This window comes from Streptomyces violaceoruber, assembly GCF_033406955.1.
Taxonomy (GTDB): domain Bacteria; phylum Actinomycetota; class Actinomycetes; order Streptomycetales; family Streptomycetaceae; genus Streptomyces; species Streptomyces violaceoruber.
Genome location: NZ_CP137734.1, coordinates 2,234,131 through 2,261,063, shown reverse-complemented (window position 1 = coordinate 2,261,063; position 26,933 = coordinate 2,234,131). Strand labels below are relative to the sequence as shown.

Here is a 26,933-nt window from a genome sequence, read left to right as displayed (position 1 = left end):
CGCCGCCCCTTCCGGAGGGCGGCGCACCGGGGCGGGCCCGGCCTCAGCTCTTGATGTCGCCGATCTTCGGCGCCGGCTCGTTCTTGTAGTTGGCCGGACCGAAGTTGTCCTCCACGGCCTTGTCCCAGGCCCCGTCGGTGGCCATGGCCTCGAGCGCGTCGTTGATCTTGGCCTTGAGGTCGCTGCCCTTCTTGACGCCGATGCCGTAGTTCTCGTTGGTCATCTTGAAGCCGCCGAGCTTGAACTTGCCCTTGAACTGCGACTGGGCGGCGTAACCGGCGAGGATCGAGTCGTCCGTCGTCAGCGCGTCGATGGCGCCGGTCTGCAGGCCGTTCAGACAGGCGGAGTACGTCGGGTACTTCTGCAGCTGGGCCTTGGGCGCGAGCTTGTCCTTGACGTTCTGCGCCGAGGTCGAGCCGGTGACCGAGCAGAGCTTCGCGTCGTTCAGGTCCTCCGGCGACTTGATCTTGTCGTCGTCGGCGCGGATCAGCACGTCCTGGTGGGCCAGCAGGTACGGGCCGGCGAAGTCGACCTTCTCCGAGCGCTCGGGGGTGATCGAGTACGTGGCGGCGATGAAGTCGACGTCACCGCGCTGCAGCATGGTCTCGCGGTCGGCGCTCTTCGACTCCTTCCACTCGATCTGGTCCTCGGTGTAGCCGAGCTTCTTGGCGACGTACGTGGCGACGTCCACGTCGAAGCCCGCGTAGCCGTCCGGGGTCTTCTGGCCGAGGCCGGGCTGGTCGAACTTGATGCCGATGGTGATCTTCTTGCCGCCACCGTCGGACGAGCCGCTGTCCTTGTCGTCGCCGCCGCAGGCGGTGGCGGTCAGGGCGAGGGCGAGCACGGCGGCCGAGGCGGCGGAGACCTTGCGAAGCTTCATGGTGGACATCCTTTGGCTGTGATCGAGCTGCGATCGGACGATCAGAGGATCAGGCGATCAGGTGCGGCTGCCGGGAACGGGCCGCCGGTGCGGCCGGCGCGGGGCGCCGGAGCCGCTCCGAAATCTCAGTGGTGCAGGATCTTCGACAGGAAGTCCTTGGCACGGTCGCTGCGCGGATTGCTGAAGAACTGGTCCGGCGTGGCCTCTTCGACGATGCGGCCGTCCGCCATGAACACCACGCGGTTGGCGGCCGAGCGGGCGAAGCCCATCTCGTGCGTGACCACGATCATGGTCATCCCGTCCTCGGCGAGCTGCTTCATGACCTCGAGGACCTCGTTGATCATCTCCGGGTCGAGGGCCGACGTCGGCTCGTCGAAGAGCATGACCTTCGGGTCCATGGCCAGCGCACGCGCGATGGCGACACGCTGCTGCTGGCCGCCGGACAGCTGCGCGGGGTACTTGTCCGCCTGCGCGCCCACGCCGACCCGGTCGAGCAGGGCGCGGGCCTTCTCCTCGGCCTTCTTGGCGTCGACCTTGCGGACCTTGACCTGGCCCAGGGTCACGTTCTCGAGCACCGTCTTGTGCGCGAAGAGGTTGAACGACTGGAAGACCATGCCGACGTCGGCCCGCAGCCTGGCCAGCTCCTTGCCCTCGGCGGGCAGCGGCTTGCCGTCGATCGTGATCGAACCGTCGTCGACGGTCTCCAGCCGGTTGATGGTGCGGCACAGGGTGGACTTGCCGGACCCGGAGGGTCCGATGACCACGACGACCTCGCCGCGCTGAATCGTCAGGTCAATGTCCTGGAGCACGTGCAACGCGCCGAAGTGCTTGTTGACACTCTTCAGGACGACCAGTTCGCCGGTCGCAGCCTTGTCTTCCTTGGCCACCGATACTTCGGTCATCGCTCTCGGGCTCCGTCCTCCTGGGTTTCGCAGGACAGTAGTGACCCGGGACACGTCGCGTCTCTACATCTGAGCGAGATCTGAGCATCACGATCCGATAGCAATCGGACACGAGTCGTAGCACTTGTGAGCTGGGCGCATATCGGCCGGATAACTTCGAGCGGCCGCAACCGGAAGCCTCTTGACGCCGTCGCCCTCCATCGGCGTCACTGCACAGGACGCACGCGCGCGTGCCCGTCCATGAGCCCGTCCCGATTTCTACCCGCCCCGAGCGTACGGCCGATGAACCGAAGGGAGCCCGGATGAGACTGCTGCTCGTCGAGGACGACAACCACGTGGCCGCCGCCCTGTCCGCGATCCTGGCACGGCACGGTTTCGACGTCACCCACGCGCGCAGCGGCGAGGAGGCGCTCCAGGCGCTCGTCCCCGAGGTCGACGGCTTCGGCGTCGTCCTGCTCGACCTGGGCCTGCCCGACCAGGACGGCTACGAGGTCTGCGGAAAGATCCGCAAGCGCACCAGCACCCCGGTCATCATGGTCACCGCGCGGGCCGACGTGCGCTCCCGCATCCACGGCCTCAACCTCGGCGCCGACGACTACGTGGTCAAGCCGTACGACACGGGGGAACTGCTCGCCCGCATCCACGCCGTCAGCCGGCGCACCGCCCACGAGGACGCCACCGGCAGCACCGAGACCGTGGTCCGCCTCGGCGCGGTGCGCATCGAGCTGCCGACACGCCAGGTGAGCGTGGACGGTTCGGTTGTCCAACTCACCCGCAAGGAGTTCGATCTGCTCGCCCTGCTCGCCCAGCGCCCCGGGGTGGTCTTCCGCCGCGAGCAGATCATCAGCGAGGTGTGGCGCACCAGCTGGGAGGGGACCGGGCGCACCCTGGAGGTGCACGTCGCGTCCCTGCGCTCCAAGCTGCACATGCCCGCGCTGATCGAGACCGTCCGCGGCGTCGGCTACCGCCTCGTCGCCCCCACCGCCTAGCGGGCCCGCGTGAGCACCCGACTGCTCCCGCTGCTCATCGTCCTGATGGCGGCCGTCCTGCTCGCGCTCGGGGTGCCGCTCGGCGTCAGCGTCGCCCGCGCGGAGCAGCAGAAGGTCGTCATCGACCGCATCGACGACACGGCACGCTTCGCCTCGCTCGCCCAGTTCGTCACGGAGGACGGCTCGGGCGGCTCACGCCGGACGGACACGGACGAGCGCCTGGAGACCCTGCAGACCGAGCTGACCAGCTACTACGAGGTCTACGGCATCAAGGCGGGCGTCTTCTACCGCAACCACATCCCGATGGCCAACGCGCCCACGACGTGGTTCCTGCCCCAGGCCGGCGAGGTCCGCGACTCCTTCGACGAGGCGCTGCTCAGCCGCCGCAGCCACGACCCCGCGCAGGTGTGGCCCTGGCAGGACGGCACGCTCGTGGTGGCCTCGCCGGTCATCCGGGACGGCGACGTGGTCGCGGTCGTCGTCACCGAGTCGCCGACCGACTCGATGCGTTCGAGCACCCTGCGCGGCTGGCTCGTCATCGGCGCCGGGGAGGTCGCCGCGATGCTGCTCGCCGTCGGTGCGGCGCTGCGGCTGACCGGCTGGGTGCTCAGGCCGGTACGGGTACTCGACGCCACCACCCACGACATCGCCACCGGGAGGCTGAAGTCCCGGGTCGCGCCTTCCGGGGGGCCGCCGGAGCTGAGACGCCTGGCCCGGTCGTTCAACGAGATGGCCGACCACGTGGAGGACGTTCTGGAGCAGCAGCGGGCCTTCGTCGCCGACGCCTCCCACCAGCTGCGCAACCCGCTCGCCGCCCTCCTGCTGCGCATCGAGCTGCTCGCCCTCGAACTGCCCGAGGGCAACGAGGAGATCGCCTCCGTCCAGACCGAGGGCAAACGCCTGGCCCGGGTCCTGGACGACCTGCTCGACCTGGCGCTGGCCGAGCACAGCCAGGCCGATCTGAAGGTCACCGACGTCGGTGCGCTGGCCGCCGAGCGGGTGGCCGCCTGGTCACCGACGGCCGACGTCAAGGGCGTACGGCTGGTCGGCGACTGCCCGCCGACCACGGGCTGGGCCGACCCGGTGGCCCTGTCGAGCGCCCTGGACGCGGTCATCGACAACGCGGTGAAGTTCACGCCGCACGGCGAGAGCGTCCGGGTCGAGGTCGCCTCCACCGGGGACGCCGCCACCGTCGTCGTCACCGACAACGGTCCCGGACTCACCGACGAGGAGCTCACGCGCGTGGGCGACCGTTTCTGGCGCAGCGGCCGGCACCAGAACATCAACGGCTCCGGCCTCGGCCTGTCCATCTGCCGGGCGCTGCTCGCGGCGGGCGACGGCTCGATCTCCTTCGGCCACCACGAGCCGCACGGACTTCGGGTCACGGTCACGGTGCCCAGGACCGGCACGGTGCCCAAGGAGCCCGAGCGGGTCTACGGCTTGACCGACCGGTAGTAGCGCCGGGCGCCCTCGTGCAGTTCGAGCGGGTCGGTGTAGATCGCGGTGCGCAGGTCCACCAGCTGCGCGGAGTGCACGTGCGCACCGATGCCGTCGCGGCTGTCGAGCACGGTCCGGGTCAGCCACTCGGTGAGCCGCGGATCGACGTCCGCGCGGGTCACCAGCAGGTTGGACACCGCCATCGTCGGCACCACGGCGCCGTTCTGGACCGTGGGGTAGGCCGACTCCGGCATGTTGGTGGTGCGGTAGTAGCGGGTCGCGCCGCCCGACCGGTGCAGCTTGGTCACCAGGTCGTCGCCGATCGGCACGAACCGGAAGGCGGAGCTCTCCGCGATCTCCTTGAGGCCGTCCGTCGGCACCCCGCCGGACCAGAAGAACGCGTCCAGCTCGTCGCCCAGCCGTCCGGGGCCGGTGTCGATCCCGTCCGCCCGGGGCGTGATGTCCGTCTCCGGGTCGATGCCCACCGCCTTCAGCAGCCGGGTGGCGATCAGCCGTACCCCCGAGTTGGGCAGCCCTATGGCCACCCGCTTGCCACGCAGGTCCCGCACCGACTGGATGTCCGAGTCGCTCGGCACGACGAGCTGCACGTAGTCGTCGTAGAGCCGGGTGACCCCGCGCAGCCCTTCGGCGCCCGGGCTGCCGGCCAGCTTGTACGTCTCGACCGCGTCGGCCGCGGCGATCGTGAAGTCGGCCTCCCCGGACGCCACCCGCTCGACGTTCTCCTGCGAGCCCGCGCTGGTCATCAGCCGCACGTCCAGGCCAGGCATGTCCTTGCGCAGCTCGGTGCGCAGCAGCTCGCCGTACTTCTGGTAGACGCCCGCGCGGGTTCCGGTGCTGAACGTGATCGTCCCGCTCGGCGGCTTCTCGCCCAGCGGCAGCAGCCACCACAGCAGCAGCCCGAGCACGACGGCACCGGCGACCGTGCCCTGGACGGCCCGGCGCCTGCCGATACGGGAGAGCAGCGTGGACATGGGGGCGATCCTGCCAGCCCGCACCCGCACTGACCAGGGCCCACTGTCAGTGGCGGTCGCTACAGTCGTCGGCATGAGCAGCACCCCGCCCGCCGAGAGCGGCCCGCCGTCCGCCGAGGGCCGCACCCCGCCCGACCAGGGCAGGACGTCGCCCGACCAGGGCAGGACGTCGCCCGCGGACCTGGTCCGTGCCTTCCACCTCGCCTTCGGGCTGGATGCCCGCAGCACTCCGACCGAGGTCCCGCCCGCCCTGGCCGCGCACAGGGGCGAGCTGCTCGCCGAGGAGGCGGCCGAGGTCGCCGAGGTGTCGGTGCGGGGCCCGCTCGACCGGCTCGCGCACGAACTGGCCGACGTGGTCTACGTGGCCTACGGCACCGCCCTCGTGCACGGCATCGACCTGGACGCGGTGATCGCGGAGGTCCACCGCTCCAACATGACCAAGCTGGGGCCCGACGGCCGCGTCAGCCGCCGGGCCGACGGCAAGGTCCTCAAGGGCGACCACTACGAGATACCGGACGTCTCCGGCGTGCTGCGCCGGCAGGGCTGGACACCGCGGACGCCGGACGCCCCGGAACCGGCCGGCGCCTGACCCGGCGTACGACGGCTCCGGCATCCTGACCCGGCGTGCTACGACTGCGGCACCCGGGTGCCGCAGTCGTGCCGGGGGGACGAGCCCGGTGCCGGTCAGTCGCCCACCGAGGCTTCCTCCGTCGCCGCGGCCCGGGGCGTCCCCTCCGCGAGGCCGCTCGGGCGGTCCGGGTTGTCGCGGCGCGGGAAGAGGCGCATCGCCAGCGGCTCGGTGAAGCGCGCGGTGAGGGGGCCGAGGACGACCAGGATGAGGACGTACGCCGTGGCCAGCGGGCCCAGGGACGGTTCGATGCCGGCGGAGACCGCGAGACCCGCGATCACGATGGAGAACTCACCGCGCGCCACCAGCGCACCGCCCGCCCGCCATCGGCCCTTGACGGAGATCCCGGCGCGCCGCGCCGCCCAGTACCCCGTGGCGATCTTCGTCACGGCGGTCAGCAGCGCCAGCGCCAGCGCGGGCAGCAGGACCGGCGGAATGCTGGCCGGGTCGGTGTGCAGCCCGAAGAAGACGAAGAAGACGGCCGCGAACAGGTCCCGCAGCGGGCTCAGCAGCGTGTGCGCGCCCTCCGCGACCTCCCCGGACAGCGCGATGCCCACCAGGAAGGCGCCCACCGCGGCCGACACCTGGAGCTGCTGCGCGACACCGGCGACGAGGATCGTCAGACCCAGCACCACGAGGAGCAGCTTCTCCGGGTCGTCGCTGGAGACGAAGCGGGAGATGAGCCGCCCGTAGCGCACGGCCACGAAGAGCACCAGGCCCGCCGCGGCCAGCGCGACCGCCAGCGTGATGCTCCCGGTCATCAGACCGGCGCCGGCGACCAGGGCCGTGACGATCGGCAGGTACACCGCCATCGCCAGGTCCTCCAGGACCAGCACGCTCAGGATCACCGGCGTCTCGCGGTTGCCGACCCGGCCCAGGTCGCCGAGGACCTTCGCGATCACACCGGACGACGAGATCCACGTCACGCCGGCCAGGACGACGGCGGCCACCGGGCCCCAGCCCATCAGCAGCGCGGCCACCGCGCCCGGTACGGCGTTGAGCGCGCAGTCGACGAGACCGGCCGGATAGTGGGACTTGAGGTTGGTGACCAGGTCGCTGGCCGTGTACTCCAGACCCAGCATCAGCAGCAGGAGGATGACACCGATCTCGGCGCCGGTCGCGACGAACTCCTCGCTCGCGCCGAGCGGCAGCAGGCCGCCCTCGCCGAAGGCGAGACCGGCCAGCAGGTACAGCGGGATGGGCGACAGCCGGTAACGGCCGGCGAACCGGCCGAGCAGCCCGAGCCCCAGGATGATGGAACCGAACTCGATCAGGAGTACCGCGGAGTGCACGCGCTCACTCCTGCCCGAGTATCGCCGCGGCGGCGTCGACGCCCTCACGGGTGCCGATGACGATCAAGGTGTCACCACCCACGAGCCGGAAGTCCGGCGCCGGCGAGGGAATCGCCTCGGCCCGCCGCAGCACCGCCACGATCGAGGCTCCCGTGTCGGTCCGCAGCCGGGTGTCGCCCAGCAGCCGTCCGTTCCACCGGGAGGTGGCCGCCACCTCGATCCGCTCGGCGACCAGCCCCAGATCGGTGGTGTAGAGCAGGCTCGCGCTGTGGTGGGAGGGCTTCAGCGCGTCGATCAGCGCGCCCGCCTCGGGCCCCGTCAGCCGCAGCGAGTGGGCACAGGAATCGGGGTCGTCGGACCGGTACACGTTCACCGTGCGGGCGCCGTCGCGGTGGGCCACCACCGACAGGTGGCGGTGCTCGCGGGTCACCAGGTCGTACTGGACCCCGATACCCGGGAGCGGCGTCGCCCTCAGGCGTGGAGCTGACACGTGCTTTCCCCTCACTCGTCCTGCGTTGCCTGCCGCGTCTCCGGCTGCGCTTTCCGCACGTGGGTGCCGTGCCCGCGACCTCGCCATGCTGCCATCCGCACGTACGGTGGCGATATGGGTGTCGTGACGGATATACGCAGCCGGTCGCGGTCGGCGAAGCTGGCCGCGGGGGTGTCGTGCGAGAAGGCCGGGAGGAGCGGGAAGAGGAACGTGTCGCTGTTCTGGCGGATCTTCTCGCTCAACGCCGCCGGCCTGGTCGTCGCCACCGCACTGCTGCTGGGACCGGTCACCGTGTCGACGCCCGTGCTGGCCGGGGAGGCCCTCGTCCTGCTGGCCGGCCTCGCGGCCCTGCTGGCCGGCAACGCGGTCGTCCTGCGCATCGGGCTCACCCCGCTGCACCGGCTGGGCCGGGCCATGTCCACCGCCGACCTGCTGGTGCCCGGGACCCGTCCCGAGGTCTCCGGACCGGCCGAGGCGGCGCAGCTCATCGCGACCTACAACACGATGCTGGACCGGCTCCAGGCCGAACGCGCCGCCGGGGCCGGCCGGGCCCTGCAGGCCCAGGAACGCGAACGTCACCGCATCGCCCGCGAACTCCACGACGAGGTGGGCCAGACCCTGACCGCCGTTCTCCTCCAGCTCAAGCGCGTCGCGGACCGGGTCCCCGGGGAACTGCGCGACGAGGTGACCCTGGCGCAGGAGGCCACCCGGGCCGGGCTCGACGAGATCCGCCGCATCGCCCGCCGGCTGCGTCCGGGCGTCCTGGAGGAACTCGGCCTGGCCAGCGCCCTGCGCTCGCTCGCCGCCGAGTTCACGCACCACGGACTGACCGTCCAGCACCACATCCCCGGCGACCTCCCCCCGCTCGCCCCGGAGGCCGAGCTCGTGCTCTACCGGGTCGCCCAGGAGGGACTGACCAACACCGCCCGCCACGCCGACGCCGCCCGCGCGGCGCTCACGCTGCACCCGCTGCCCGGCGACGCCGGGGTCGAACTGCTCGTCCGGGACGACGGCACCGGTCTCGGCACGGCCGCCGAGGGCGCCGGTATCCGCGGGATGCGGGAGCGGGCCCTGCTGATAGGAGCCGAGATCCACTTCGAACCCGCCCCCGGAGGGGGCACCGACGTACGCCTGCGCGTCCCCGCGCCGCCGGGGGACCGTTGTGCAGACCGAACCGGAGACAGCCCCTGATGTCCGCACGGCCCCCGATCCGCGTCCTGCTCGCCGACGACCACACCCTCGTACGCCGCGGAGTCCGCCTCATCCTGGACGGCGAACCCGATCTGACGGTGGTCGCCGAGGCCGGTGACGGTGCCGAAGCGGTCGCGGCCGCGCGGGCCACCGAGATCGACCTGGCCGTCCTGGACGTCGCCATGCCCCGCATGACCGGCCTCCAGGCGGCCCGCGAACTCTCCCGGCGCCTGCCCGAGCTGCGCATCCTCATCCTGACCATGTACGACAACGAGCAGTACTTCTTCGAGGCCCTCAAAGCGGGCGCCTGCGGGTACGTCCTCAAGTCCGTCGCCGACCGCGACCTGGTCGAGGCGTGCCGGGCCGCCGTGCGCGACGAGCCGTTCATCTACCCCGGCGCCGAGCGGGCCCTCGTGCGCTCCTACCTGGACCGCGTACAGGGCGGTGGCGGCCTGCCCGAGCGGCCCATCACCGAGCGCGAGGAGGAGATCCTCAAACTGGTCGCCGAGGGCCACACCTCCAAGGAGATCGGCGAGCTGCTCTTCATCAGCGCCAAGACCGTCGAACGCCACCGCGCGAACCTCCTGCAGAAACTGGGCGTGCGCGACCGCCTGGAACTCACCCGCTACGCGATCCGCGCGGGCCTCATCGAGCCCTGAGCCCGAACCGGGGCCCACACCCCGGCGCCCGCACGGTCGCGCCCGCACCGCCGGTCAGCAGCCGATCGGTGCGGAGCCCACGGCCACGTCGTCGAACCACACGGTGTCGTCGCCCGTCGCGTAGCTCTCCCAGCCCAGCCGCAGGGCGGTCGGCCTGGGCGCGGTGCCGCGGGTGAGCCACTGCTGGTCGACGTCCTGCGTCGGCACCCCGTCGGCGTGCAGGCCCGGAACCTGCTCGTCGCCGAGCCAGGTGTCGAGGCCGGCGGCCGAGGTGTCGATCGCGAACCGCAGGCACTGCCAGCCGTCCGTCGGCAGCGGCCTGCTCAGCGCCACCCCGGCCGGGCTCTGCGCGGGCAGGGTGGCGTCGTCGCTCTCCCGGTTCCACTGCAGCGCGCCGTTCTGGCCGCCCACGCGCAGCGCCCGGCCCCCCTGCGCCGAGTCCGGCATCGACACGAAGGTGACGTGCGAGGTCGGCAGCGCGGTGGTGTGCCGGACCCACATGCGCACGTACATCACCGGGCCGACCGACGACAGGTCCGCGCTGTGGGCGACGAATGCGTGGTTGCAGTACCCGGCCCGGCCGTCCACCCGGAGCGACCTGCCGCCCGCGTGCGACACCGCCGAGTCCACGGCGGCCGTGCCCGTGCCCTGGCAGTCGGGCGCGGTGAACCGCCAGTCGCCGGAGGGCTCGGGGCCGGCCTGGTCCTCGAAGCCCGAGCAGATCACCGCGTCACCGCACTCCGCGGCCGTCGGGGGAGGCGTGGTCGGCGGTGTGGTCGGAGGTGCGGTGGGGGACGTCGTCGGAGTGGCGGTCGGTGTGCCGCCGTCGCCGCAGGAGGTGCCGTTGAGCGCGAAGTCGTCCGGTGCGGGGTCGGCGGACCGCCAGGTCCCCTGCAGTCCGAACTCGGCGGTGCCGCCCGTGGACACGGCGCCGTTCCAGCCGGCGTCGACGGCGACCACGGACGCGCCGGTCTGGGTGACGGTCGCGTTCCACGCCGACGTCACCTGCTGATCGCCGGTGTAGGTCCAGGTCAGGCACCAGTCGCTCACCGCGGGACCGAGGTTGGTGATCCTCACCCGGGCCGTGTAGCCGCCCGCCCACGCGTCGACGCCGTAGTCGACCCGGCAGGCGGCCGCCGCCGCACCGCTCGCCGGCATCGCCACCAGGACCGACACCACCAGCGCCACGGCGGCCACGGCCGCGGTCCAGGGCCGGCGCAGTAATCGAAGGACTCGGGTGCGCACAGGGTGCCTCCAGTGCGGGAGAAGGGATGTGTCAGCACATGCATGGGGCCGGTACGGGGCATGCACAGTGCATGGGAGCGCTCCCATGCATCACACCGAGATTGGCGGTGTACTGTCAAGATGCCTGCGGGCGTTCGCCCCGATCGTGACCGCCTACCCTTAGTGCCATGAGCAGCATCGACCGGAGCCAGTCAGCGGGCGGCACGCGCACCTACGAAGTACGCACCTACGGGTGCCAGATGAACGTCCACGACTCCGAGCGATTGTCCGGTCTGCTGGAGGACGCGGGTTACGTCCGCGCCCCCGAGGGCGCCGACGGCGACGCCGACGTCGTAGTCTTCAACACCTGCGCCGTACGGGAGAACGCCGACAACAAGCTGTACGGCAACCTCGGCCACCTCGCCCCGAAGAAGGCGAGCCGCCCCGGCATGCAGATCGCCGTCGGAGGCTGCCTGGCACAGAAGGACCGCGACACCATCGTGAAGCGGGCCCCCTGGGTGGACGTCGTCTTCGGCACCCACAACATCGGCAAGCTCCCGGTGCTGCTCGAGCGCGCCCGCGTGCAGGAGGAGGCGCAGGTCGAGATCGCCGAGTCCCTGGAGGCGTTCCCGTCCACGCTGCCCACCCGGCGCGAGAGCGCGTACGCGGCCTGGGTCTCGATCTCCGTCGGCTGCAACAACACCTGCACCTTCTGCATCGTCCCCGCGCTGCGCGGCAAGGAGAAGGACCGCCGCCCCGGCGACATCCTCGCCGAGGTCGAGGCCCTGGTCGCCGAGGGCGTCAGCGAGATCACCCTCCTCGGGCAGAACGTCAACGCCTACGGCTCCGACATCGGCGACCGCGAGGCGTTCAGCAAACTGCTGCGCGCCTGCGGGAACATCGACGGCCTGGAGCGCGTCCGCTTCACCTCCCCGCACCCCCGCGACTTCACCGACGACGTCATCGCCGCCATGGCCGAGACGCCGAACGCGATGCCGCAGCTGCACATGCCGCTCCAGTCCGGCTCCGACCCGGTCCTCAAGGCGATGCGCCGCTCCTACCGCCAGGAGCGCTACCTGGGGATCATCGAGAAGGTCCGCGCCGCCATCCCGCACGCGGCGATCACCACCGACATCATCGTGGGCTTCCCCGGCGAGACCGAGGAGGACTTCGAGCAGACGCTGCACGTGGTGCGGGAGGCCCGCTTCGCCCAGGCCTTCACCTTCCAGTACTCCAAGCGCCCCGGCACCCCCGCCGCCGAGATGGAGAACCAGATCCCCAAGGCGGTCGTCCAGGAGCGCTACGAGCGCCTCGTCGCCCTCCAGGAGGAGATCTCCTGGGACGAGAACAAGAAGCAGGTCGGCCGCACCCTGGAGCTGATGGTCGCCGAGGGCGAGGGCCGCAAGGACGGCGCCACCCACCGTCTCTCCGGCCGCGCCCCCGACAACCGCCTGGTGCACTTCACCAAGCCCGACCAGGAGGTCCGCCCCGGCGACGTGGTGACCGTGGAGATCACCTACGCCGCCCCGCACCACCTCCTCGCCGAGGGCGCCGTGCTCGACGTGCGCCGCACGCGCGCGGGCGACGCCTGGGAGAAGCGCAACACCGCCGAGCAGGCCAAGCCCGCGGGCGTGCTGCTGGGACTGCCGAAGATCGGCGTTCCCGAGCCCCAGCCGGCCGTGGCGAGCGGCTGCGGCTGCGACTGACCGCGGGGGTACCGCCGGGAGGCGGCGACACGGGGATACGCTGCCGATCATGCTTGTCGCCGCCGCCGTCTGCCCCTGCCCGCCGCTCCTCGTGCCGGAGGTCGCCGCGGGTGCCGCACCCGAGCTGGACGCCGCACGCGCCGCGTGCACGGACGCGCTGGGTGTGCTCGCCGCCTCCCGGCCCGACCGGCTCGTGGTGGTCGGACCCGCGGACTCCGCCGGGCCCGAGGTCTATCCGCGCGGTGCGCGGGGCTCCTTCCGCGGCTTCGGCGTGGACGTGGAGGTGTACCTCGGCGCCGACAGCGGCGGTGCCGACGGGGCCGAGCTGCCCCACGGCCTCGCCGTCGGCGCCTGGCTCCTCGCGCGGACCGGGTGGACCGACGTCCCCGTCGACGTCATCGGGGTGGGGGAAGAACTGTCCGCCGAGCGCTGTGCCGCCGTCGGCCGGGACGTCGCCGCGCGGGCCGGCCGGACGGCGCTGCTGGTGCTCGGCGACGCCAGCGCGTGCCGCACCCTGAAGGCGCCCGGCTATCTCGACGAGCGGGCGGCGCCCTTCGACGCGGAGGTGGGCCGCGCCCTGGAGACGGCGGACCCGGCCGCACTCGCCGCCCTGGACCCCGGTCTGGCCCGCGAGCTCAAGGCGTCGGGCCGGGCACCCTGGCAGGTCCTCGCGGGTGCCGCCGGGGACTCGGGCCTGGGCGGGGCGCTGCTGTACGAGGACGCGCCCTACGGGGTCGGGTACATCGTGGCGACCTGGTCGTAGTGCACGGACGCAGCGGCGAGGTGCCGCCCGGTCGCAGCGACCGCGCGGCCACCGTGTCGTAGTCGTCGACGCGCCCGCGGACGGCCCGGAGCCCGCCCGGGGCCGGGCTCCGTGACCGTCCGGCGGCGGATCGGTTCAGGAAGCCGGTGGCGGCCCGGCCGGAGGGGGGCCGCCGGGCGTGCCGCCGGGTGCGGCGCCGCCTTCTTCCCCGCCCCCGTCGTCCTTGTGGGCGAGGCGGTCCATGGCGCCCTTGGCCTTGCCCGTGCCGGTCTGGATCCGGTCGCTGTACTTGCCCTTGGTCCTCTCGTCGACGGTCCGCGCCATCTTGTCGAGACCGCGATCGATCTTGTCGCCGTGCTGCTGCGCGAGGTCGGAGACCTTGCCCTTCGCCGGTTCCAGTCTGGCCTTCAAGTTGTCCAGGAGACCCATGGTTCGCCTTCCCTCACGGGGCAGTCAGGTGCGGGCGCCCTTGTCGGCCTCGTTGTCGACGGCCTCCCCTGCGGACTGCTGCTTGGGGATGCCGACGCTCTCCGGGTCGCCGGCCTCGGCGGAGGTCCCGTCGGCCTCGCCGGCCTCCGCCGTGTTCCGCGGACCGGCGTCGGCGGGCTCGGCCGCCCCGGCGGCCTCCGCCGCCTTCGCCTCCGCCGCGCTCCCGGTGTCCGGGACGTCGGTCCGCGTCTCCGCGCCCGACGCCGCCTCGGACTTCTTCGACCTCCGAAAAAGCCGTGTAAAAACGCCCATATCAACTCCATACGTTACTCGTGCGGGCGAAATCCCGCGGCATCCGGTGCGTCCGTTTGCGTGACCGGGGCCATGACCCGGTTCCCCGGGGAGCGGGAACCTCGCAACGGGCAACGACCCCGGACGCGGACCGTCACGTAACTCGTTCGAGGGCGAGGTGAGAGGTTTGCGAGACTGGTGCGGTGAGCAGCGCACCCCCCGCCCCCCGCGTCATCGCCGTAGTCGGACCCACCGCGGCCGGAAAGTCCGATCTGGGCGTCTTCCTGGCCCAGCGGCTCGGCGGCGAGGTCGTCAACGCCGACTCCATGCAGCTCTACCGAGGGATGGACATCGGCACCGCCAAACTGACGCCCGAGGAACGCGGTGGCGTCCCGCACCACCTGCTGGACATCTGGGACGTGACGGTCACGGCGTCCGTCGCCGAGTACCAGCGCCTCGCGCGCGAGCGGATCGACGCGCTGCTCGCCGAAGGACGCTGGCCGATCCTCGTCGGCGGTTCCGGTCTCTACGTCCGCGGGGCCGTCGACAACCTGGAGTTCCCCGGTACCGACCCCGGGATCAGGGCCCGCCTCGAGGAGGAGCTCGAACTGCGCGGCCCGGGTGCGCTGCACGCCCGGCTGGCCGTCGCCGACCCGGAGGCGGCGCGGGCCATCCTGCCCAGCAACGGGCGTCGCATCGTGCGCGCCCTCGAGGTGATCGAGATCACCGGCCGGCCCTTCACCGCCAACCTCCCCGGTCACGACTCCGTCTACGACACCGTGCAGATCGGCGTCGACGTGGCCCGCCCCGAGCTGCACGAGCGCATCGCCCTGCGCGTCGACCGGATGTGGGAGGCCGGTCTGGTCGACGAGGTGCGCGCACTGGAGGCGCAGGGGTTGCGTGAGGGGCGTACGGCGTCCCGCGCGCTCGGCTACCAGCAGGTCCTCGCGGCGCTCGCCGGCGAGTGCACGCTCGACGAGGCACGTGCCGAGACCGTCCGTGCCACCAAGCGCTTCGCGCGCCGTCAGGATTCGTGGTTCAGGCGCGACCCGCGGGTGCACTGGTTGAGTGGGGGTGTGGCGGATCGCACGGAACTTCCGCGACTCGCCCTGTCGTTGGTCGAACGACCGGTTACAGCCTGATCACGTGATGGCATCGGGACGCCCCGGCCGTCATCCGGGCCTTCGGTGGCGTGCCATCATCGAGCTTCGATCGACCGAGTGAGTCCTAGTTGGGAGGGCGCGTGGCGATGGAGGCCGGCCCTCGCGACACCGCACCGAGCACCGAACACGGCACCGCCGACCACGGCGGACCTGAGCCGGACGGCGGCGCCCTGAGCCCCGACGGTCCCGACGAGACGCCGGACGGCGTCTCCGACGGCCCCGCGCCCGCCGAGATGTACGGGGCCGAGGTCGAGGTCGAGTTGCGGCCCCAGCGCCGGCTGCGGATCTGGCAGCTCGCGCCCATCGTGTGCCTGGCCGCGCTCGGCTCCCTGATGTTCGCCTTCCCGCTCGCCTTCGACTTCGGCGACAGCGGCGCCGTGATCGCGATGCTGGGACTGCTGATCTGCTCCTGCGCGGCCGGCTGGGGCATGATGGCCGCCCGCCGGGTCGGCTACACCTGGCCGGGCCTGCCCCAGCGCGGCTCGGGGCGCCGAGCCGACTGGCGGACGATCCTCGTGTACGCCCTGGCCGTCGCCGCGGTCGTCGTCCTGGCCGTGTGGCGGGTCGCCCGCCTTCGGGGCTGACGGGGCCCTCCCGCCCCCGGGCCCGGCTCCGCCCCTCGTCGCCGTGGTGCACCCACCCCGTACGATCGAGGAATGAGCACGCGGATCGCTTTCCTCAAGGGTCACGGCACCGAGAACGACTTCGTGATCGTTCCCGACCCGGAGAACGCCCTCGACCTGCCCCCCGCCGCCGTCGCCGCCCTGTGCGACCGCCGAGCGGGCCTCGGCGGGGACGGCCTGCTGCACGTGGTGCGGTCCGCGGCGCACCCCGAGGCCCGGGGCATGGCCGCCGAGGCGGAGTGGTTCATGGACTACCGCAACGGCGACGGCTCGGTCGCGGAGATGTGCGGCAACGGCGTGCGGGTCTTCGCGCGCTACCTCCAGCACGCCGGGCACGTCACCGAGGGAGACCTCGCCGTCGCCACGCGCGGGGGCGTGAAGACCGTGCACATCGCCAAGAACGGCGACGTCACCGTCGGCATGGGCCGGGCGCTGCTGCCCGCGGGCGACGTCGAGGTGAGCGTGGGCGAGCGCGAGTGGCCCGCGCGGAACGTGAACATGGGCAACCCGCACGCGGTCGCCTTCGTCGCCGACCTCGACCACGCGGGCGACCTGTACGCCCCGCCCTCGCACGCGCCCGCCGGCGCCTATCCGGACGGGGTCAACGTCGAGTTCGTGGTCGACCGGGGCCCCCGCCACGTCGCGATGCGCGTGCACGAGCGCGGCTCCGGCGAGACCCGCTCCTGCGGTACGGGCGCGTGCGCCGTCGCCGTCGCCACCGCCCGCCGGGACGGCCTCGACCCCGCGGCCACCGGGACCCCGGCCACCTACACCGTCGACGTGCCCGGCGGCACCCTGGTGATCACCGAGCGCCCGGACGGCGAGATCGAGATGACGGGGCCGGCCGTGATCGTCGCGGAGGGCGAGTTCGACTCCGCCTGGCTGGAAGGGGTACTCGCCTGAACCACGACCCGGTCACCCGGACCGCGGTGAACCACAGCTCGGTCCATGACACTCAGTGCGAAAACGTAAACCCTCGGACCATCGCTCGAATGGGTGATCCGTTTCACGCTCGGCGAGAGGCGGTCGGCCGCACGTGATGGGCTCGATAGCATCAAGCACCGGCCCGGACGGGGGACCGACAGCATCCCCTGAGCCGTGTCCGCCCTGGGATTCCCCGTCCGCCGGTCCGCGCAGCCGGAGGTGCCCATGAATGCGGAGGCCGTGAATCCAGCGAGCCCGGGACCCGTGCCGCCCGCGGCCACCGGTGCCGTCACGCCGGCGCCCCGCAGGAAGGCCCGCCCCCGGATCGACCTGCGCCGCCTCGGCCGGGCCGCCCTGCTCGGCTCCGCCACCCGCAGCCGTGGCCTGCCCGACGCCATCGGCCACGTCGTCGAGGCCCACCGCGCCCACCACCCCGACGCCGACCTCGACCCGCTGCGCCGCGCCTACGTCCTGGCCGAGTCCTCGCACCGCGGGCAGATGCGCAAGAGCGGCGAGCCGTACATCACCCACCCGCTCGCCGTCACCCTGATCCTCGCCGAACTGGGCGCGGAGACCACCACCCTGACCGCCTCGCTCCTCCACGACACCGTCGAGGACACCGAGGTGACGCTCGATCAGGTCGGCGAGCAGTTCGGCGCCGAGGTCCGCTACCTCGTGGACGGCGTCACCAAGCTGGAGAAGGTCGACTACGGCGCCGCCGCCGAGCCCGAGACCTTCCGCAAGATGCTCCTCGCCACCGGCAACGACGTCCGCGTGATGTCGATCAAACTCGCCGACCGGCTGCACAACATGCGCACCCTCGGTGTCATGCGCCGCGAGAAGCAGGAACGCATCGCCAAGGTCACCCGCGACGTCCTCATCCCGCTCGCCGAACGGCTCGGCGTGCAGGCGCTCAAGTCCGAGCTGGAGGACCTCGTCTTCGCGGTCATGCACCCCGAGGAGTACGCGCACACGCGGGAGCTGGTCCAGGAGAACGCCGCCCGCGCGGACGACCCGCTCGCCGCGGTCGCCGACGAGGTGCGGGGCGTGCTGCGCGAGGCCGACATCCAGGCCGAAGTCCTCATCCGCCCGCGCCACTTCGTCTCGGTACACCGTGTCTCCCGCAAGCGCGGCACGCTCCGCGGCGCGGACTTCGGCCGCCTCCTGGTGCTCGTCCAGGAGGACGCCGACTGCTACGCCGTCCTCGGTGAGCTGCACACCTGTATGACGCCCGTCGTCTCGGAGTTCAAGGACTTCATCGCCGTCCCCAAGTTCAACCTCTACCAGTCGCTGCACACGGCGGTGGCCCGCGCGGAGGACGGCCAGGTCGTCGAAGTCCTCATCCGCACCCACCAGATGCACAAGGTCGCCGAGGCCGGTGTGGTCGCGCTCGGCAACCCGTACGCGCCTCCGGCGGAGGAGCAGAGCGCGGGCGACGGCGAGCGCGCCGACCCCACCCGGCCCGGCTGGCTCTCCCGGCTGCTCGACTGGCAGCGCGGCGCCCCCGACCCCGACACGTTCTGGTCCACCCTCCGCGAGGACCTCGCCCAGGACCGCGAGATCACCGTCTTCCGCCCCGACGGCGGCACCCTCGGCCTCCCCGACGGCGCGACCTGCGTCGACGCCGCCTACGCCCAGTACGGCGAGGACGCCCACGCGACCATCGGCGCCCGGGTCAACGGGCGGCTGGCGCCCATGAGCACGGTGCTGCGGGACGGCGACACCGTGCAGCTCCTGATGGGCCAGGACCCCGCCTCCGAGCCCTCCAGGGAGTGGCTGGAGCACGCCCACACCCCGGCCGCGCGGATCGCCATCCAGCGCCGGCTCGCCGCCCACCCGGAAGCGGCGCCCGAGGCGCAGGAGCCGCCCCGCGGACCCGCCGCACCCGAGCCCCACGCCCACCCGGACGCGCCGCGACCGGCCCCGGACGCCGCACCCGCCCGCCCCGCCGCCGCCGACGTCCTCGTCGACCCACCGGGCGCGACCGTACGGCTGGCCGGCTGCTGCACCCCCGTACCGCCGGACGAGATCACCGGTTTCGCCGTGCGCGGAGGCGTGGTGACCGTGCACCGCGTCCAGTGCGCGGTGGTGGCGCGCATGAAGGGCACCGGGCGCGCGGAGGTCGGTGTGCGCTGGGGGGAGAGCACCGGATGCCGGGTGACCCTGCTCGCCGAATCGTTCGGCCGCCCGCACCTCCTGGCCGACCTCACCGAGGCCATGGCCCTCGAAGGCGCCGAAATCGTCTCCGCCACCGTCGAACCCCCGGACCGCCAGCGGGTCCGGCACAGCTACACCGTCGTACTCCCGGACGCCGCCCGGCTGCCCGCCCTCATGCGCGCCATGCGCGACGTGGCCGGCGTCTACGACGTCAGCCGGGCCCAGCCGCAGCCGGCCGGCGCGTGATCCGGCACACGGCGCCGTACGCGTCCGGTCCGGCACGACGTGTCGCACCGCCTGGTCCGGCACGGTGCACCGCACCGCCTGGTCCGGCAGCGCGTACCGTGCCCGTCTGATCCGGCAGCGCGTACCGTGCCCGTCTGATCCGGCAGCGCGCACCGTGCCCGTCTGATCCGGCGCGCCGCGCCGAACCCGTTCGGGTGCCCCGGGCGCGCGCCGTCGCCGTCGGACACGCGCGCGCTGATAGCCGTGGGGGATGCTGCACACCCCTCACCCCCCGACTCCGCGACTCCGCGCACGCGCCCGGCGCCGGCTCAGGGCCGTGGCGCTGCTCGCCTCCGCCGTCTCCGTCTGCCTGGTCGCCGCGAGCGCCCCGCCGACCCCGCTGGGCGTCGGTGACCGCCTCTTCCCGCAGCTGGGCAACCCCGGGTACGACGTGGCGGCGTACGACCTCTCCTTCACCTACTCCGGCAGCAACAACGAGCCGCTGAAGGCCGTCACCACCATCGAGGTCCGGACGACCGCCGACCTGGACCGGATCAACCTCGACTTCGCCCACGGGAAGGTCGACTCGGTCGAGGTCGACGGCGACCCCGCCGGCTTCGCCACCGCGGGCGAGGACCTCGTCGTGACGCCCGAGGACGCGCTCGACGAGGGAGACTGGACGCGGATCACCGTGCGGCACAGCAGCGACCCGGTGTATTCCGAGGACCGTCAGGGCGGCTGGGTGCGCACCGCCGACGGCCTGGCCATGGCCAACCAGGCGGACGTCGCCCACCTGGTGTTCCCCTGCAACGACCATCCCTCCGACAAGGCGCGGTTCACCTTCCACATCACCGCCCCCGACGGGCTCACGGCCGTCGCGAACGGCCTGCCGACCCGCGTGGACCGCACGGACGGATCGACCACCTGGACCTACCGGAGCCCGCACCCCATGGCCACCGAACTGGCCCAGGTGTCCATCGGCCGCTCCACGGTGCTGCACCGCGCCGGGCCGCACGGACTGCCCGTCCGGGACGTGGTGCCGAGCGAGCACCGCGCGGCGCTCGAACCGTGGCTGGAGAAGACCCCCGGCCAGATCACGTGGATGGAGCAGAAGGTCGGGCGCTACCCCTTCGAGACGTACGGCCTGCTCATGGCCGACGCCACCACCGGCTTCGAACTCGAGACCCAGACACTCACCCTCTTCGAGCGGGAGCTGTTCACCGAGCCGGCCTACCCGAAGTGGTACGTCGAGTCGATCATGGTGCACGAGCTGGCCCACTCGTGGTTCGGCAACAGCGTCAGCCCGGCCACCTGGTCCGACCTGTGGCTCAACGAGGGCCACGCCACCTGGTACGAGGCGCTGTACGCGGAGGAGACCGCGGACAAGACCGTGGCGGCCCGTATGAAGGCCGCCTACGGGGCCTCCGACCGCTGGCGCACGGCGGGCGGACCGCCCGCCGCCCCCAAGCCGCCGAAGAACGGCAGCAAGACCGGGATCTTCCGCGCCAACGTCTACGACGGCGCCGCGCTCGTGCTCTACGCCCTGCGCCAGGAGATCGGCCGCCCCGCCTTCGAACGCGTCGAGCGCGCGTGGGTCGCCCGCAACCAGGACGGCACGGCGACGACCGCCGACTTCGTCCGGCTCGCCTCCGAGACCTCCGGCCGGGACCTGGGCGGCTTCTTCCGGGCCTGGCTGTACGGCGCGAAGACCCCGCCGATGCCCGGCCACCCGGACTGGAAGCAGAACCCCGTCGAGAAGGCCGCGGGGAAGCAGCCCGCCAAGGCGTCCCGGAACACACACGGGGAATAAGCCGGTGACGAGACGGCCCGTGCCGTGCGACCATCTTCGGGACGGCGCGGTACGGGCCCCGGGAATCTCCCCGGTGGTTCGCACGTTGTACACGATGTCGCGGCCCGTACGGCCGCGCCGACCCCTTCCCAGCTACGTAAGGATCCAATGACCTCCTCTTCTTCCCCCTCCCAGGACACCAAGCGTCTCGCGCAGACCTATCCCGAGGGCCTCCGGGCCGATGCCCTGATGGAAGAGGACGTCGCCTGGAACCGCGGAAACGACTCGCAGTGGGACGGCGAGCAGTTCGACCGCTCCGACCGCGCTGCCCTGCGCCGCGTGGCGGGCCTGTCCACCGAGCTCGAGGACGTCACCGAGGTCGAGTACCGCCAGCTCCGTCTGGAGCGGGTCGTCCTCGTCGGCGTCTGGACCTCGGGCACCGTGCAGGACGCGGAGAACTCCCTGGCCGAGCTGGCCGCCCTCGCGGAGACGGCGGGTGCGCTCGTGCTCGACGGCGTCGTACAGCGCCGCGACAAGCCCGACGCCGCCACCTACATCGGCTCCGGCAAGGCCGAGGAGCTGCGGGACGTCGTGCTCCACACGGGTGCGGACACCGTCATCTGCGACGGTGAGCTGAGCCCGGGACAGCTGATCCACCTCGAGGACGTCGTCAAGGTCAAGGTCATCGACCGCACCGCCCTGATCCTGGACATCTTCGCCCAGCACGCCAAGTCCCGAGAGGGCAAGGCGCAGGTCGCGCTCGCGCAGATGCAGTACATGCTGCCGCGGCTGCGCGGCTGGGGTCAGTCGCTGTCCCGGCAGATGGGCGGCGGCAAGGGCGGCGGCCTCGCCACCCGCGGTCCCGGTGAGACCAAGATCGAGACGGACCGGCGCCGGATCCGCGAGAAGATGGCGAAGATGCGCCGGGAGATCGCGGAGATGAAGACCGGCCGCGAGATCAAGCGCCAGGAGCGCAAGCGCCACAAGGTGCCCTCCGTCGCCATCGCGGGCTACACCAACGCCGGCAAGTCCTCGCTGCTCAACCGCCTCACGGGCGCGGGCGTGCTGGTCGAGAACGCCCTGTTCGCGACCCTCGACCCGACCGTGCGCCGGGCCGAGACCCCCAGCGGGCGGCTGTACACCCTGGCCGACACCGTCGGCTTCGTCCGGCACCTGCCGCACCACCTGGTCGAGGCGTTCCGCTCCACGATGGAGGAGGTCGGCGACTCCGACCTGATCCTTCACGTGGTCGACGGTTCGCACCCCGTCCCGGAGGAGCAGCTGGCCGCCGTGCGCGAGGTGATCAGGGACGTCGGCGCCACCGACGTGCCCGAGATCGTCGTGATCAACAAGGCCGACATGGCCGACCCGCTGGTGCTCCAGCGGCTGCTGCGGATCGAGAAGCGGGCCATCGCCGTCTCGGCGCGCACCGGCCAGAACATCGACCAGCTGCTCGCCCTGATCGACAACGAGCTGCCGCGTCCCTCGGTCGAGATCGAGGCGCTCGTGCCGTACACCCACGGCAAGCTGGTGGCCCGCGCGCACGACGAGGGCGAGGTGATCTCCGAGGAGCACACCCCGGAGGGCACCCTGCTCAAGGTGCGGGTGCACGAGGAGCTGGCGGCGGAGCTCGCGCCGTACGTTCCGGCACCGCTCGCCTGAGACCCGCGCGGCCGAACAGCAGGCCGACCGACCGAGGGCCCGCCCCCTGCCGCGGCAGGGGGCGGGCCCTCGGTCACGTACGGAGCCTGTACGGGTCACTGACCGCCGTACGTCTTGCTCATGCTCTGGTACATCGCCTCGGCCGACGGGCCTAGCTGCGGTCCGGCCAGCCAGGTGTTCTCCAGCGGGCCGATCGACGTGTTGGAGACCAGCTTGGTCTCGCCGTCCACCACCCGGAACCAACCGCCGCCGGACGAGCCGCCGGTCATGGTGCAGCCGATGCGGTACATCGTCGGCAGCGACGGGCTCAGCGACAGCCGGCCGGGCCGGTCGAGGCACTTGAACATCTCCAGGCCGTCGTACGGCGCGGCCGCCGGGTAGCCCCAGGCACCCATGCTGGACACCTCGGTCGCCGACGGGGCGGAGAAGTCCACCTCCAGCGCGGCGCCGACGGTCTCCTCCAGCGACTTGCCGCCCTGCTCGGGCTTCACGTGCAGCACCGAGTAGTCGTACGCGGCCCCGTCACCGCCGCTCTCCGAACCGCCCTTGATCCACTGGTCCGAGGTCGCCGCCCAGTCGGCCCACCAAGTGCCGTACGGCGCCATCTCGGTGGTCGTCGCGTTCGCCAGTTCCGCCTCGGACTTGCCGTAGTCGTTGTACGACGGGACGAAGGCGATGTTGCGGTACCAGCCGCCGCTGCCGCCCGCGTGCACGCAGTGGCCCGCCGTCCACACCAGGTTGGACTTCCCGGGGTGGTTCACGTCCTTGACCACCGTGCCTGAGCAGACCATCGAGCCCTCGGGGGAGTCGAAGAAGACCTTCCCCACCGGAGCGGCGTTCTCGTGGTACGGCTTCTCCTCGGCCACGGCCTCGACGGGCGCCGGCTCCGGGTCGGTGGCACCCTGGTCGGCGGCGGCGTCCTTGGTGGTGACGGTCTTGTCGGCCTCCTTCGCGGACTTCATCCGCTCCGGCTCCCACAGGCCCTCGATCACCGGGTTGACGAAGTCCTTGGCCTCACTGAGCCACTTGTCCTCGTCCCAGTCCTTCCAGCCGCCGTCCTTCCACCGGTCGACGTCGATGCCGTGCTCCTTGAGCCGGTTCGCGAGGCCGGCCGCCAGCCCGCCCCCGCCGCCATCGGTGCCGCCCGCGTCGGCGGCCTCGGAGGTGCCGCCGCCGGGCTTGGTGTCGGCCTCGTCCTGCTCCGATCCGCCGCAGGCGGTCGCGGTCAGCGTGAGCGCGGCGACCAGACCGGCGGCGGCGAGTGCGGTGCGCCGCCCGCGCCGTGGCGCGGCGGACCCAGGTGTGGAACGCATGGTGCGACAACCCCCGTTGAAACGTGTGAACGCGTGAATGTCTGTCATGGAACGCGCGGCGGGGTGCCGGCTACGGGCCCGACGCACCCCACCGTCCTCACTGGCCGGCGAACTTGCCGCTCACCGCGTCGAACACGCCCTTGGCCTCGTCGCCCAGGCGCGGACCGGCCAGCCAGCCGGCCGTCACCGGGCCGATGGAGGTGTTGGAGACCAGCGCGGGCTTGCCGTCGGAACCGGCGGCGACCCAGCCACCACCGGACGAGCCGCCGGTCATGGTGCAGCCGATGCGGTACATCGTCGGGTCGGAGGCGTTGAGCGACAGCCGTCCGGGCTTGTCCTGGCACTGGTACAACTTCTGGCCGTCGTACGGCGGCGCGGCCGGGTAGCCGATCGCCTTCATGCTCTCGATCTCCGGCACGGCGGGCGCGTCGAAGTCGACCGGCAGCGCGGCGCCGACCGTCTCCTCCAGCGACTTGCCGCCGCTGCCCTTCTCCGGCGTCACATGGATCACGGCGAAGTCGTACGAGGCGCCGTCACCACCGGTCGCGCCGCCCTGCTCGATCCACTGGTCCGAGGTCTGCGCCCAGTCGCCCCACCAGACACCGTAGGGAGCGAGCTCCTCCTTGGTGGCGTTCTGCAGCTCCTCCACCGACTTGTCGGCGTCGTTGTACGACGGGACGAAGGCGATGTTGCGGTACCAGCCGCCGCTCTTGCCCGCGTGCACGCAGTGACCGGCCGTCCACACCATGTTGGACTTGCCGGGGTGGGCCGGGTCCTTCACGACCGTCGCCGAGCACACCATCGAACCCTTGGGGGAGTCGAAGAGGAGCTTGCCGGCCGTGGCGGCGTTGTCGTGGTACTTGGCCGGTACGGCCTCCGCCTCGACGGGCGCGGGCTCCGGGTCGGTGACGCCCTGGTCGCCGGAGATGTCGTTCTCGTCGACCTCCTGGTCCGGCTCCTCGGCGTCCCGCATCCGGTCCGGGTCCCACAGGCCCTCGATGATCGGGTTGACGAAGTCCTGCGCCTCGCGCAGCCAGTCGTCCTTGTTCCAGTTCTTCCAGGCGCCGTTCTTCCAGTCGTCGACGTCGATCCCGTGTTCCTTGAGCTTGTCCTTGATGTCGTCCGGGATCCGGATGCCGCCGTTGCCGTCGTCCGCGGCGGACGCGGAGGCCGAGGCGTCGCCGCCCGCCTCGGGGTCGCCGTCCTCGCACGCCGTGGCGGTGAGCGCGAGCGCCGAGACGAGCGCCACGGCGGCGGCCGCGGAGGAGGTTCCGCGCCGTCCGCGCCTGTTTCCGCGCGTGCTGAACGACGGCCGTATGGATCGCATGGTGTTGACTCCCCCTGCTGTGAACGAACGTGGTGCCGCGGTCGAACCGCCGAACGACGGTGACCGGGAACGGCACCACACACTATGCGGTGGCTGTGGGGGAGTTCCGACGGAACGGCAACGGTTCGGATACAGCCGCCTGACCTGGCACGCGTCGCCCGCTGGACCGGACCGTCGGGTCGCGCAGCCGGAGCGGACCGCGAAAGCCCCGCGCACACCCCCGCCGTGGCAACGATCTTCAGGCAGGCCGTAACCCCGTGAACGGTCCTCGGTTGGTAGCGGTGGGGGGCCTGCTGTCCGGACGCGGTCCCCCATGCCGGGAGCGCCCGGCACGTCGGGTCGGGTCCGGACGGCGGGAGGTCGACGAGCCGTGGCGGGATCCCCGTACGGAGGGTGCGCGGGCGCCGGCGGGAACGCCGGGCCGGTCGTGGCGAGCGAGCCCGCGGCCGGGGCGTCCACGAGGGCGCACACCGCGCGCGTGGGCGCTGGACAGGGGCGCGGCCTGCACGAGGGCGCTGGGCAGGGGAGCGGCATGGCAGGGTCAGGATCAGGAACAGGGCCAGGAACAGGAACAGGAACAGGGCCAGGGCCAGGAACAGGGCCGGGGGCCGGCGGGCGAAGGAGCGCTCCGAGGCGCCAGGCGGCGCGGGAACCGGCCGCGCGTACCTACGCGCGCGCCCTCCCGGTCGTACCCGTCCGCGCCCGGGGACTCACCATCGAGGGCGCCGACGGCCGCCGTTACCTGGACTGTGTCTCCGGCGCGGGCACCCTGGCCCTCGGCCACAACCACCCCGTCGTCCTCGACGCGATCCGTGCGGTCCTCGACTCGGGCGCCCCCCTGCACGTCATGGACCTCACCACACCGGTCGAGGACGCCTTCGTCACCGAGCTGCTGCGCACCCTGCCGCCGGGACTCGCCGACCGCGCGCGCGTGCGGTTCTGCGGCCCGGCCGGCACGGCCCCGGTCGACGCGGCCGTCGCGCTGGCCCGCGCCGCCACCGGGCGGACCCGGGTGGTCACCGTCACCGATGCCGTCACCGATGCCGACGAGACGTTTCTCGACGACGACCACGGCGGCGGGCCGGGAAGGGAGCGGCCTGCCGGACTCCTCCTGGAACCGGTCCGGAGCCAGGCCGGGGTGCGTCCGGTGCCGGACGGCCTGGTGCGGCGCCTGCGGGCCCGCGCGGCCGACCGTGCCGTCCCGCTCATCGTCGACGAGACCGGGACGGGCGTGGGCCGGACCGGCGCCTACTGGGCCTTCGAGCACAGCGGAGTCACGCCCGATGTGCTGGTCCTCGCCAAGGCGATCGGCGGCAGCCTCCCCCTGGCCGTGGTGGTCCACCGCGAGGACCTGGGCGAACCGGACCGTACGGCCGGCGCCTTCCGCGGCAACCAACTGGCCCTGGCCGCAGGAGCCGCCACCCTCGCCCACGTCCGCGAGCACCGGCTCGCCGAACACGCCGCCACGCTGGGCGGCCGGATGCTGACCGGACTGCGGGCCCTGGCCGCGGAGTTCACGTGCGTCGGCGATGTGCGCGGGCGGGGCCTGATGGCCGGTGTCGAACTGGTGGCGCCGGACACCGCGCCCGACGTCACCGCCCATGGCGCCCGCCCCGGCACCGCCGTCCGCCCCGGCACCGCCGCCCACCTCGCCACCGCCGTCCGCCGGGAGTGCCTGCGCCGCGGGCTGATCGTGGACGTCACGGGTCCGCGCGCGAACGTCGTACGGCTGCTGCCGCCGCTCATCGTGACCGAGGAGCAGATGTCCGCCGTCCTCGACCGACTCGCCGACGCCGTACGGGCGGTGGACCGCGACCGCCCCGGCGGCTCCGTCCCGTTACGCGGGAAGCGCGGCCCGAGATGAGATCCACCCCACG

The 26,933-nt window shown here is 72.5% G+C and carries 24 protein-coding genes; 14 read left to right on the top strand and 10 right to left on the bottom strand.

All coding sequences use genetic code 11. The annotated features are described in order from the left end of the window. Positions 1–43: 43 nt before the first annotated feature. Together R2E43_RS09745 and R2E43_RS09740 are read right to left on the bottom strand one after the other, a co-directional pair. Positions 44–880 carry a glutamate ABC transporter substrate-binding protein gene (locus tag R2E43_RS09745; RefSeq protein WP_003973247.1) on the bottom strand — a complete coding sequence of 279 codons (837 nt, stop codon included), beginning with the start codon at positions 878–880 and terminating at the stop codon, positions 44–46. A 125-nt stretch (positions 881–1,005) separates the two neighbouring features. Beyond that, positions 1,006–1,782: an amino acid ABC transporter ATP-binding protein gene (locus R2E43_RS09740; RefSeq protein WP_003973246.1), complete on the bottom strand. Its 777-nt coding sequence runs from the start codon at positions 1,780–1,782 to the stop codon at positions 1,006–1,008. Between the two features lie 302 nt (positions 1,783–2,084). Here R2E43_RS09740 and R2E43_RS09735 point away from each other — a divergent pair, with 302 nt between their 5' ends. Beyond that, complete coding sequence (locus R2E43_RS09735) at positions 2,085–2,771, top strand: response regulator transcription factor (protein ID WP_003973245.1); 687 nt, start codon at positions 2,085–2,087, stop codon at positions 2,769–2,771. Positions 2,772–2,780: 9 nt separating this feature from the next. Further along, positions 2,781–4,226, top strand: coding sequence for a HAMP domain-containing sensor histidine kinase (locus R2E43_RS09730; RefSeq protein ID WP_030865097.1), 1,446 nt, complete (start codon positions 2,781–2,783; stop codon positions 4,224–4,226). On the opposite strand, the gene R2E43_RS09725 is transcribed toward R2E43_RS09730, so the two are convergent. Next, positions 4,205–5,200, bottom strand: coding sequence for a TAXI family TRAP transporter solute-binding subunit (locus tag R2E43_RS09725; protein WP_011030449.1), 996 nt, complete (start codon positions 5,198–5,200; stop codon positions 4,205–4,207). The genes R2E43_RS09730 and R2E43_RS09725 overlap by 22 nt on opposite strands. A 73-nt stretch (positions 5,201–5,273) precedes the next feature. Here R2E43_RS09725 and R2E43_RS09720 point away from each other — a divergent pair, with 73 nt between their 5' ends. Next, positions 5,274–5,789, top strand: coding sequence for a pyrophosphohydrolase domain-containing protein (locus R2E43_RS09720; RefSeq protein WP_234328625.1), 516 nt, complete (start codon positions 5,274–5,276; stop codon positions 5,787–5,789). Between the two features lie 95 nt (positions 5,790–5,884). Here the strand turns inward: R2E43_RS09720 and R2E43_RS09715 are convergent, their stop codons facing one another. Beyond that, positions 5,885–7,120: a cation:proton antiporter gene (locus R2E43_RS09715; RefSeq protein WP_003973241.1), complete on the bottom strand. Its 1,236-nt coding sequence runs from the start codon at positions 7,118–7,120 to the stop codon at positions 5,885–5,887. Between the two features lie 4 nt (positions 7,121–7,124). Further along, entirely contained in the window at positions 7,125–7,610 is a 486-nt protein-coding gene (locus R2E43_RS09710) for a cation:proton antiporter regulatory subunit (protein WP_003973240.1), read from the bottom strand. A gap of 114 nt (positions 7,611–7,724) precedes the next feature. On the opposite strand from R2E43_RS09710, the gene R2E43_RS09705 reads away from it, so the two are divergent. Both R2E43_RS09705 and R2E43_RS09700 read left to right on the top strand, forming a co-directional pair. Continuing rightward, positions 7,725–8,801, top strand: a complete 1,077-nt coding sequence (locus R2E43_RS09705; RefSeq protein ID WP_003973239.1) for a HAMP domain-containing sensor histidine kinase — start codon at positions 7,725–7,727, stop codon at positions 8,799–8,801. Next, positions 8,801–9,460: a response regulator gene (locus R2E43_RS09700; RefSeq protein ID WP_011030451.1), complete on the top strand. Its 660-nt coding sequence runs from the start codon at positions 8,801–8,803 to the stop codon at positions 9,458–9,460. The genes R2E43_RS09705 and R2E43_RS09700 overlap by 1 nt, the downstream gene beginning before the upstream one ends. Before the next feature lie 54 nt (positions 9,461–9,514). Here R2E43_RS09700 and R2E43_RS09695 read toward each other — a convergent pair whose 3' ends face one another. Then, positions 9,515–10,705 carry a cellulose-binding domain-containing protein gene (locus R2E43_RS09695; protein ID WP_332056123.1) on the bottom strand — a complete coding sequence of 397 codons (1,191 nt, stop codon included), beginning with the start codon at positions 10,703–10,705 and terminating at the stop codon, positions 9,515–9,517. Positions 10,706–10,872: 167 nt separating this feature from the next. Here R2E43_RS09695 and miaB point away from each other — a divergent pair, with 167 nt between their 5' ends. Together miaB and R2E43_RS09685 are read left to right on the top strand one after the other, a co-directional pair. Further along, the gene (gene miaB, locus R2E43_RS09690; protein ID WP_030865091.1) at positions 10,873–12,390 is read left to right on the top strand and encodes a tRNA (N6-isopentenyl adenosine(37)-C2)-methylthiotransferase MiaB; all 1,518 of its coding nucleotides are present in this window, start codon (positions 10,873–10,875) and stop codon (positions 12,388–12,390) included. A gap of 49 nt (positions 12,391–12,439) precedes the next feature. Beyond that, a complete protein-coding gene (locus R2E43_RS09685) occupies positions 12,440–13,153 on the top strand; it encodes a class III extradiol dioxygenase subunit B-like domain-containing protein (RefSeq protein WP_030865089.1) in 714 nt (237 codons plus the stop codon). Between the two features lie 135 nt (positions 13,154–13,288). Here R2E43_RS09685 and R2E43_RS09680 read toward each other — a convergent pair whose 3' ends face one another. Next, the gene (locus tag R2E43_RS09680) at positions 13,289–13,582 is read right to left on the bottom strand and encodes an antitoxin (protein WP_011030455.1); all 294 of its coding nucleotides are present in this window, start codon (positions 13,580–13,582) and stop codon (positions 13,289–13,291) included. A gap of 24 nt (positions 13,583–13,606) precedes the next feature. Next, positions 13,607–13,894: a hypothetical protein gene (locus R2E43_RS09675; protein WP_189284465.1), complete on the bottom strand. Its 288-nt coding sequence runs from the start codon at positions 13,892–13,894 to the stop codon at positions 13,607–13,609. A gap of 182 nt (positions 13,895–14,076) precedes the next feature. Between R2E43_RS09675 and miaA the strand changes: the two genes are divergently transcribed. The 6 genes from miaA to hflX all read left to right on the top strand — a co-directional run bounded on the left by miaA (position 14,077) and on the right by hflX (position 22,416). Further along, positions 14,077–15,015 (top strand): tRNA (adenosine(37)-N6)-dimethylallyltransferase MiaA, encoded by a 939-nt coding sequence (gene miaA / locus R2E43_RS09670; RefSeq protein ID WP_011030456.1) that lies wholly within the window; start codon positions 14,077–14,079, stop codon positions 15,013–15,015. Positions 15,016–15,122: 107 nt separating this feature from the next. Continuing rightward, on the top strand, positions 15,123–15,620 hold the full coding sequence (locus tag R2E43_RS09665; protein WP_016327425.1) for a hypothetical protein: 498 nt from the start codon (positions 15,123–15,125) through the stop codon (positions 15,618–15,620). A gap of 72 nt (positions 15,621–15,692) precedes the next feature. Beyond that, complete coding sequence (gene dapF / locus R2E43_RS09660) at positions 15,693–16,562, top strand: diaminopimelate epimerase (protein WP_011030458.1); 870 nt, start codon at positions 15,693–15,695, stop codon at positions 16,560–16,562. A gap of 246 nt (positions 16,563–16,808) precedes the next feature. Next, positions 16,809–18,986 (top strand): RelA/SpoT family protein, encoded by a 2,178-nt coding sequence (locus tag R2E43_RS09655; protein ID WP_332056122.1) that lies wholly within the window; start codon positions 16,809–16,811, stop codon positions 18,984–18,986. Between the two features lie 250 nt (positions 18,987–19,236). Next, positions 19,237–20,775, top strand: coding sequence for a M1 family metallopeptidase (locus R2E43_RS09650; RefSeq protein ID WP_332056121.1), 1,539 nt, complete (start codon positions 19,237–19,239; stop codon positions 20,773–20,775). A gap of 147 nt (positions 20,776–20,922) precedes the next feature. Then, positions 20,923–22,416, top strand: a complete 1,494-nt coding sequence (gene hflX, locus R2E43_RS09645) for a GTPase HflX (RefSeq protein WP_011030461.1) — start codon at positions 20,923–20,925, stop codon at positions 22,414–22,416. 95 nt (positions 22,417–22,511) lie between these two features. Here the strand turns inward: hflX and R2E43_RS09640 are convergent, their stop codons facing one another. Together R2E43_RS09640 and R2E43_RS09635 are read right to left on the bottom strand one after the other, a co-directional pair. Next, a complete protein-coding gene (locus tag R2E43_RS09640; protein WP_332056120.1) occupies positions 22,512–23,729 on the bottom strand; it encodes a trypsin-like serine peptidase in 1,218 nt (405 codons plus the stop codon). 97 nt (positions 23,730–23,826) lie between these two features. Beyond that, on the bottom strand, positions 23,827–25,056 hold the full coding sequence (locus R2E43_RS09635) for a trypsin-like serine peptidase (RefSeq protein ID WP_003973224.1): 1,230 nt from the start codon (positions 25,054–25,056) through the stop codon (positions 23,827–23,829). A gap of 313 nt (positions 25,057–25,369) precedes the next feature. Between R2E43_RS09635 and R2E43_RS09630 the strand changes: the two genes are divergently transcribed. After that, positions 25,370–26,920 carry an aminotransferase class III-fold pyridoxal phosphate-dependent enzyme gene (locus tag R2E43_RS09630; RefSeq protein WP_332056119.1) on the top strand — a complete coding sequence of 517 codons (1,551 nt, stop codon included), beginning with the start codon at positions 25,370–25,372 and terminating at the stop codon, positions 26,918–26,920. The last annotated feature ends 13 nt before the right edge of the window (positions 26,921–26,933 follow it).

Excerpts from the sequence above, each read along its gene's own strand:
- miaB (WP_030865091.1), top strand. The coding sequence starts at position 10,873 with ATGAGCAGCATCGACCGGAGCCAGTCAGCGGGCGGCACGCGCACCTAC.
- R2E43_RS09685 (WP_030865089.1), top strand. The coding sequence starts at position 12,440 with ATGCTTGTCGCCGCCGCCGTCTGCCCCTGCCCGCCGCTCCTCGTGCCG.
- R2E43_RS09650 (WP_332056121.1), top strand. The coding sequence starts at position 19,237 with ATGCTGCACACCCCTCACCCCCCGACTCCGCGACTCCGCGCACGCGCC.
- R2E43_RS09720 (WP_234328625.1), top strand. The coding sequence starts at position 5,274 with ATGAGCAGCACCCCGCCCGCCGAGAGCGGCCCGCCGTCCGCCGAGGGC.
- R2E43_RS09735 (WP_003973245.1), top strand. The coding sequence starts at position 2,085 with ATGAGACTGCTGCTCGTCGAGGACGACAACCACGTGGCCGCCGCCCTG.
- hflX (WP_011030461.1), top strand. The coding sequence starts at position 20,923 with ATGACCTCCTCTTCTTCCCCCTCCCAGGACACCAAGCGTCTCGCGCAG.
- R2E43_RS09655 (WP_332056122.1), top strand. The coding sequence starts at position 16,809 with ATGAATGCGGAGGCCGTGAATCCAGCGAGCCCGGGACCCGTGCCGCCC.
- R2E43_RS09640 (WP_332056120.1), bottom strand. The coding sequence starts at position 23,729 with ATGCGTTCCACACCTGGGTCCGCCGCGCCACGGCGCGGGCGGCGCACC.
- R2E43_RS09635 (WP_003973224.1), bottom strand. The coding sequence starts at position 25,056 with ATGCGATCCATACGGCCGTCGTTCAGCACGCGCGGAAACAGGCGCGGA.
- R2E43_RS09680 (WP_011030455.1), bottom strand. The coding sequence starts at position 13,582 with ATGGGTCTCCTGGACAACTTGAAGGCCAGACTGGAACCGGCGAAGGGC.
- R2E43_RS09675 (WP_189284465.1), bottom strand. The coding sequence starts at position 13,894 with ATGGGCGTTTTTACACGGCTTTTTCGGAGGTCGAAGAAGTCCGAGGCG.
- dapF (WP_011030458.1), top strand. The coding sequence starts at position 15,693 with ATGAGCACGCGGATCGCTTTCCTCAAGGGTCACGGCACCGAGAACGAC.
- R2E43_RS09700 (WP_011030451.1), top strand. The coding sequence starts at position 8,801 with ATGTCCGCACGGCCCCCGATCCGCGTCCTGCTCGCCGACGACCACACC.
- R2E43_RS09740 (WP_003973246.1), bottom strand. The coding sequence starts at position 1,782 with ATGACCGAAGTATCGGTGGCCAAGGAAGACAAGGCTGCGACCGGCGAA.
- R2E43_RS09630 (WP_332056119.1), top strand. The coding sequence starts at position 25,370 with ATGCCGGGAGCGCCCGGCACGTCGGGTCGGGTCCGGACGGCGGGAGGT.
- R2E43_RS09705 (WP_003973239.1), top strand. The coding sequence starts at position 7,725 with ATGGGTGTCGTGACGGATATACGCAGCCGGTCGCGGTCGGCGAAGCTG.
- R2E43_RS09725 (WP_011030449.1), bottom strand. The coding sequence starts at position 5,200 with ATGTCCACGCTGCTCTCCCGTATCGGCAGGCGCCGGGCCGTCCAGGGC.
- R2E43_RS09665 (WP_016327425.1), top strand. The coding sequence starts at position 15,123 with ATGGAGGCCGGCCCTCGCGACACCGCACCGAGCACCGAACACGGCACC.
- R2E43_RS09745 (WP_003973247.1), bottom strand. The coding sequence starts at position 880 with ATGAAGCTTCGCAAGGTCTCCGCCGCCTCGGCCGCCGTGCTCGCCCTC.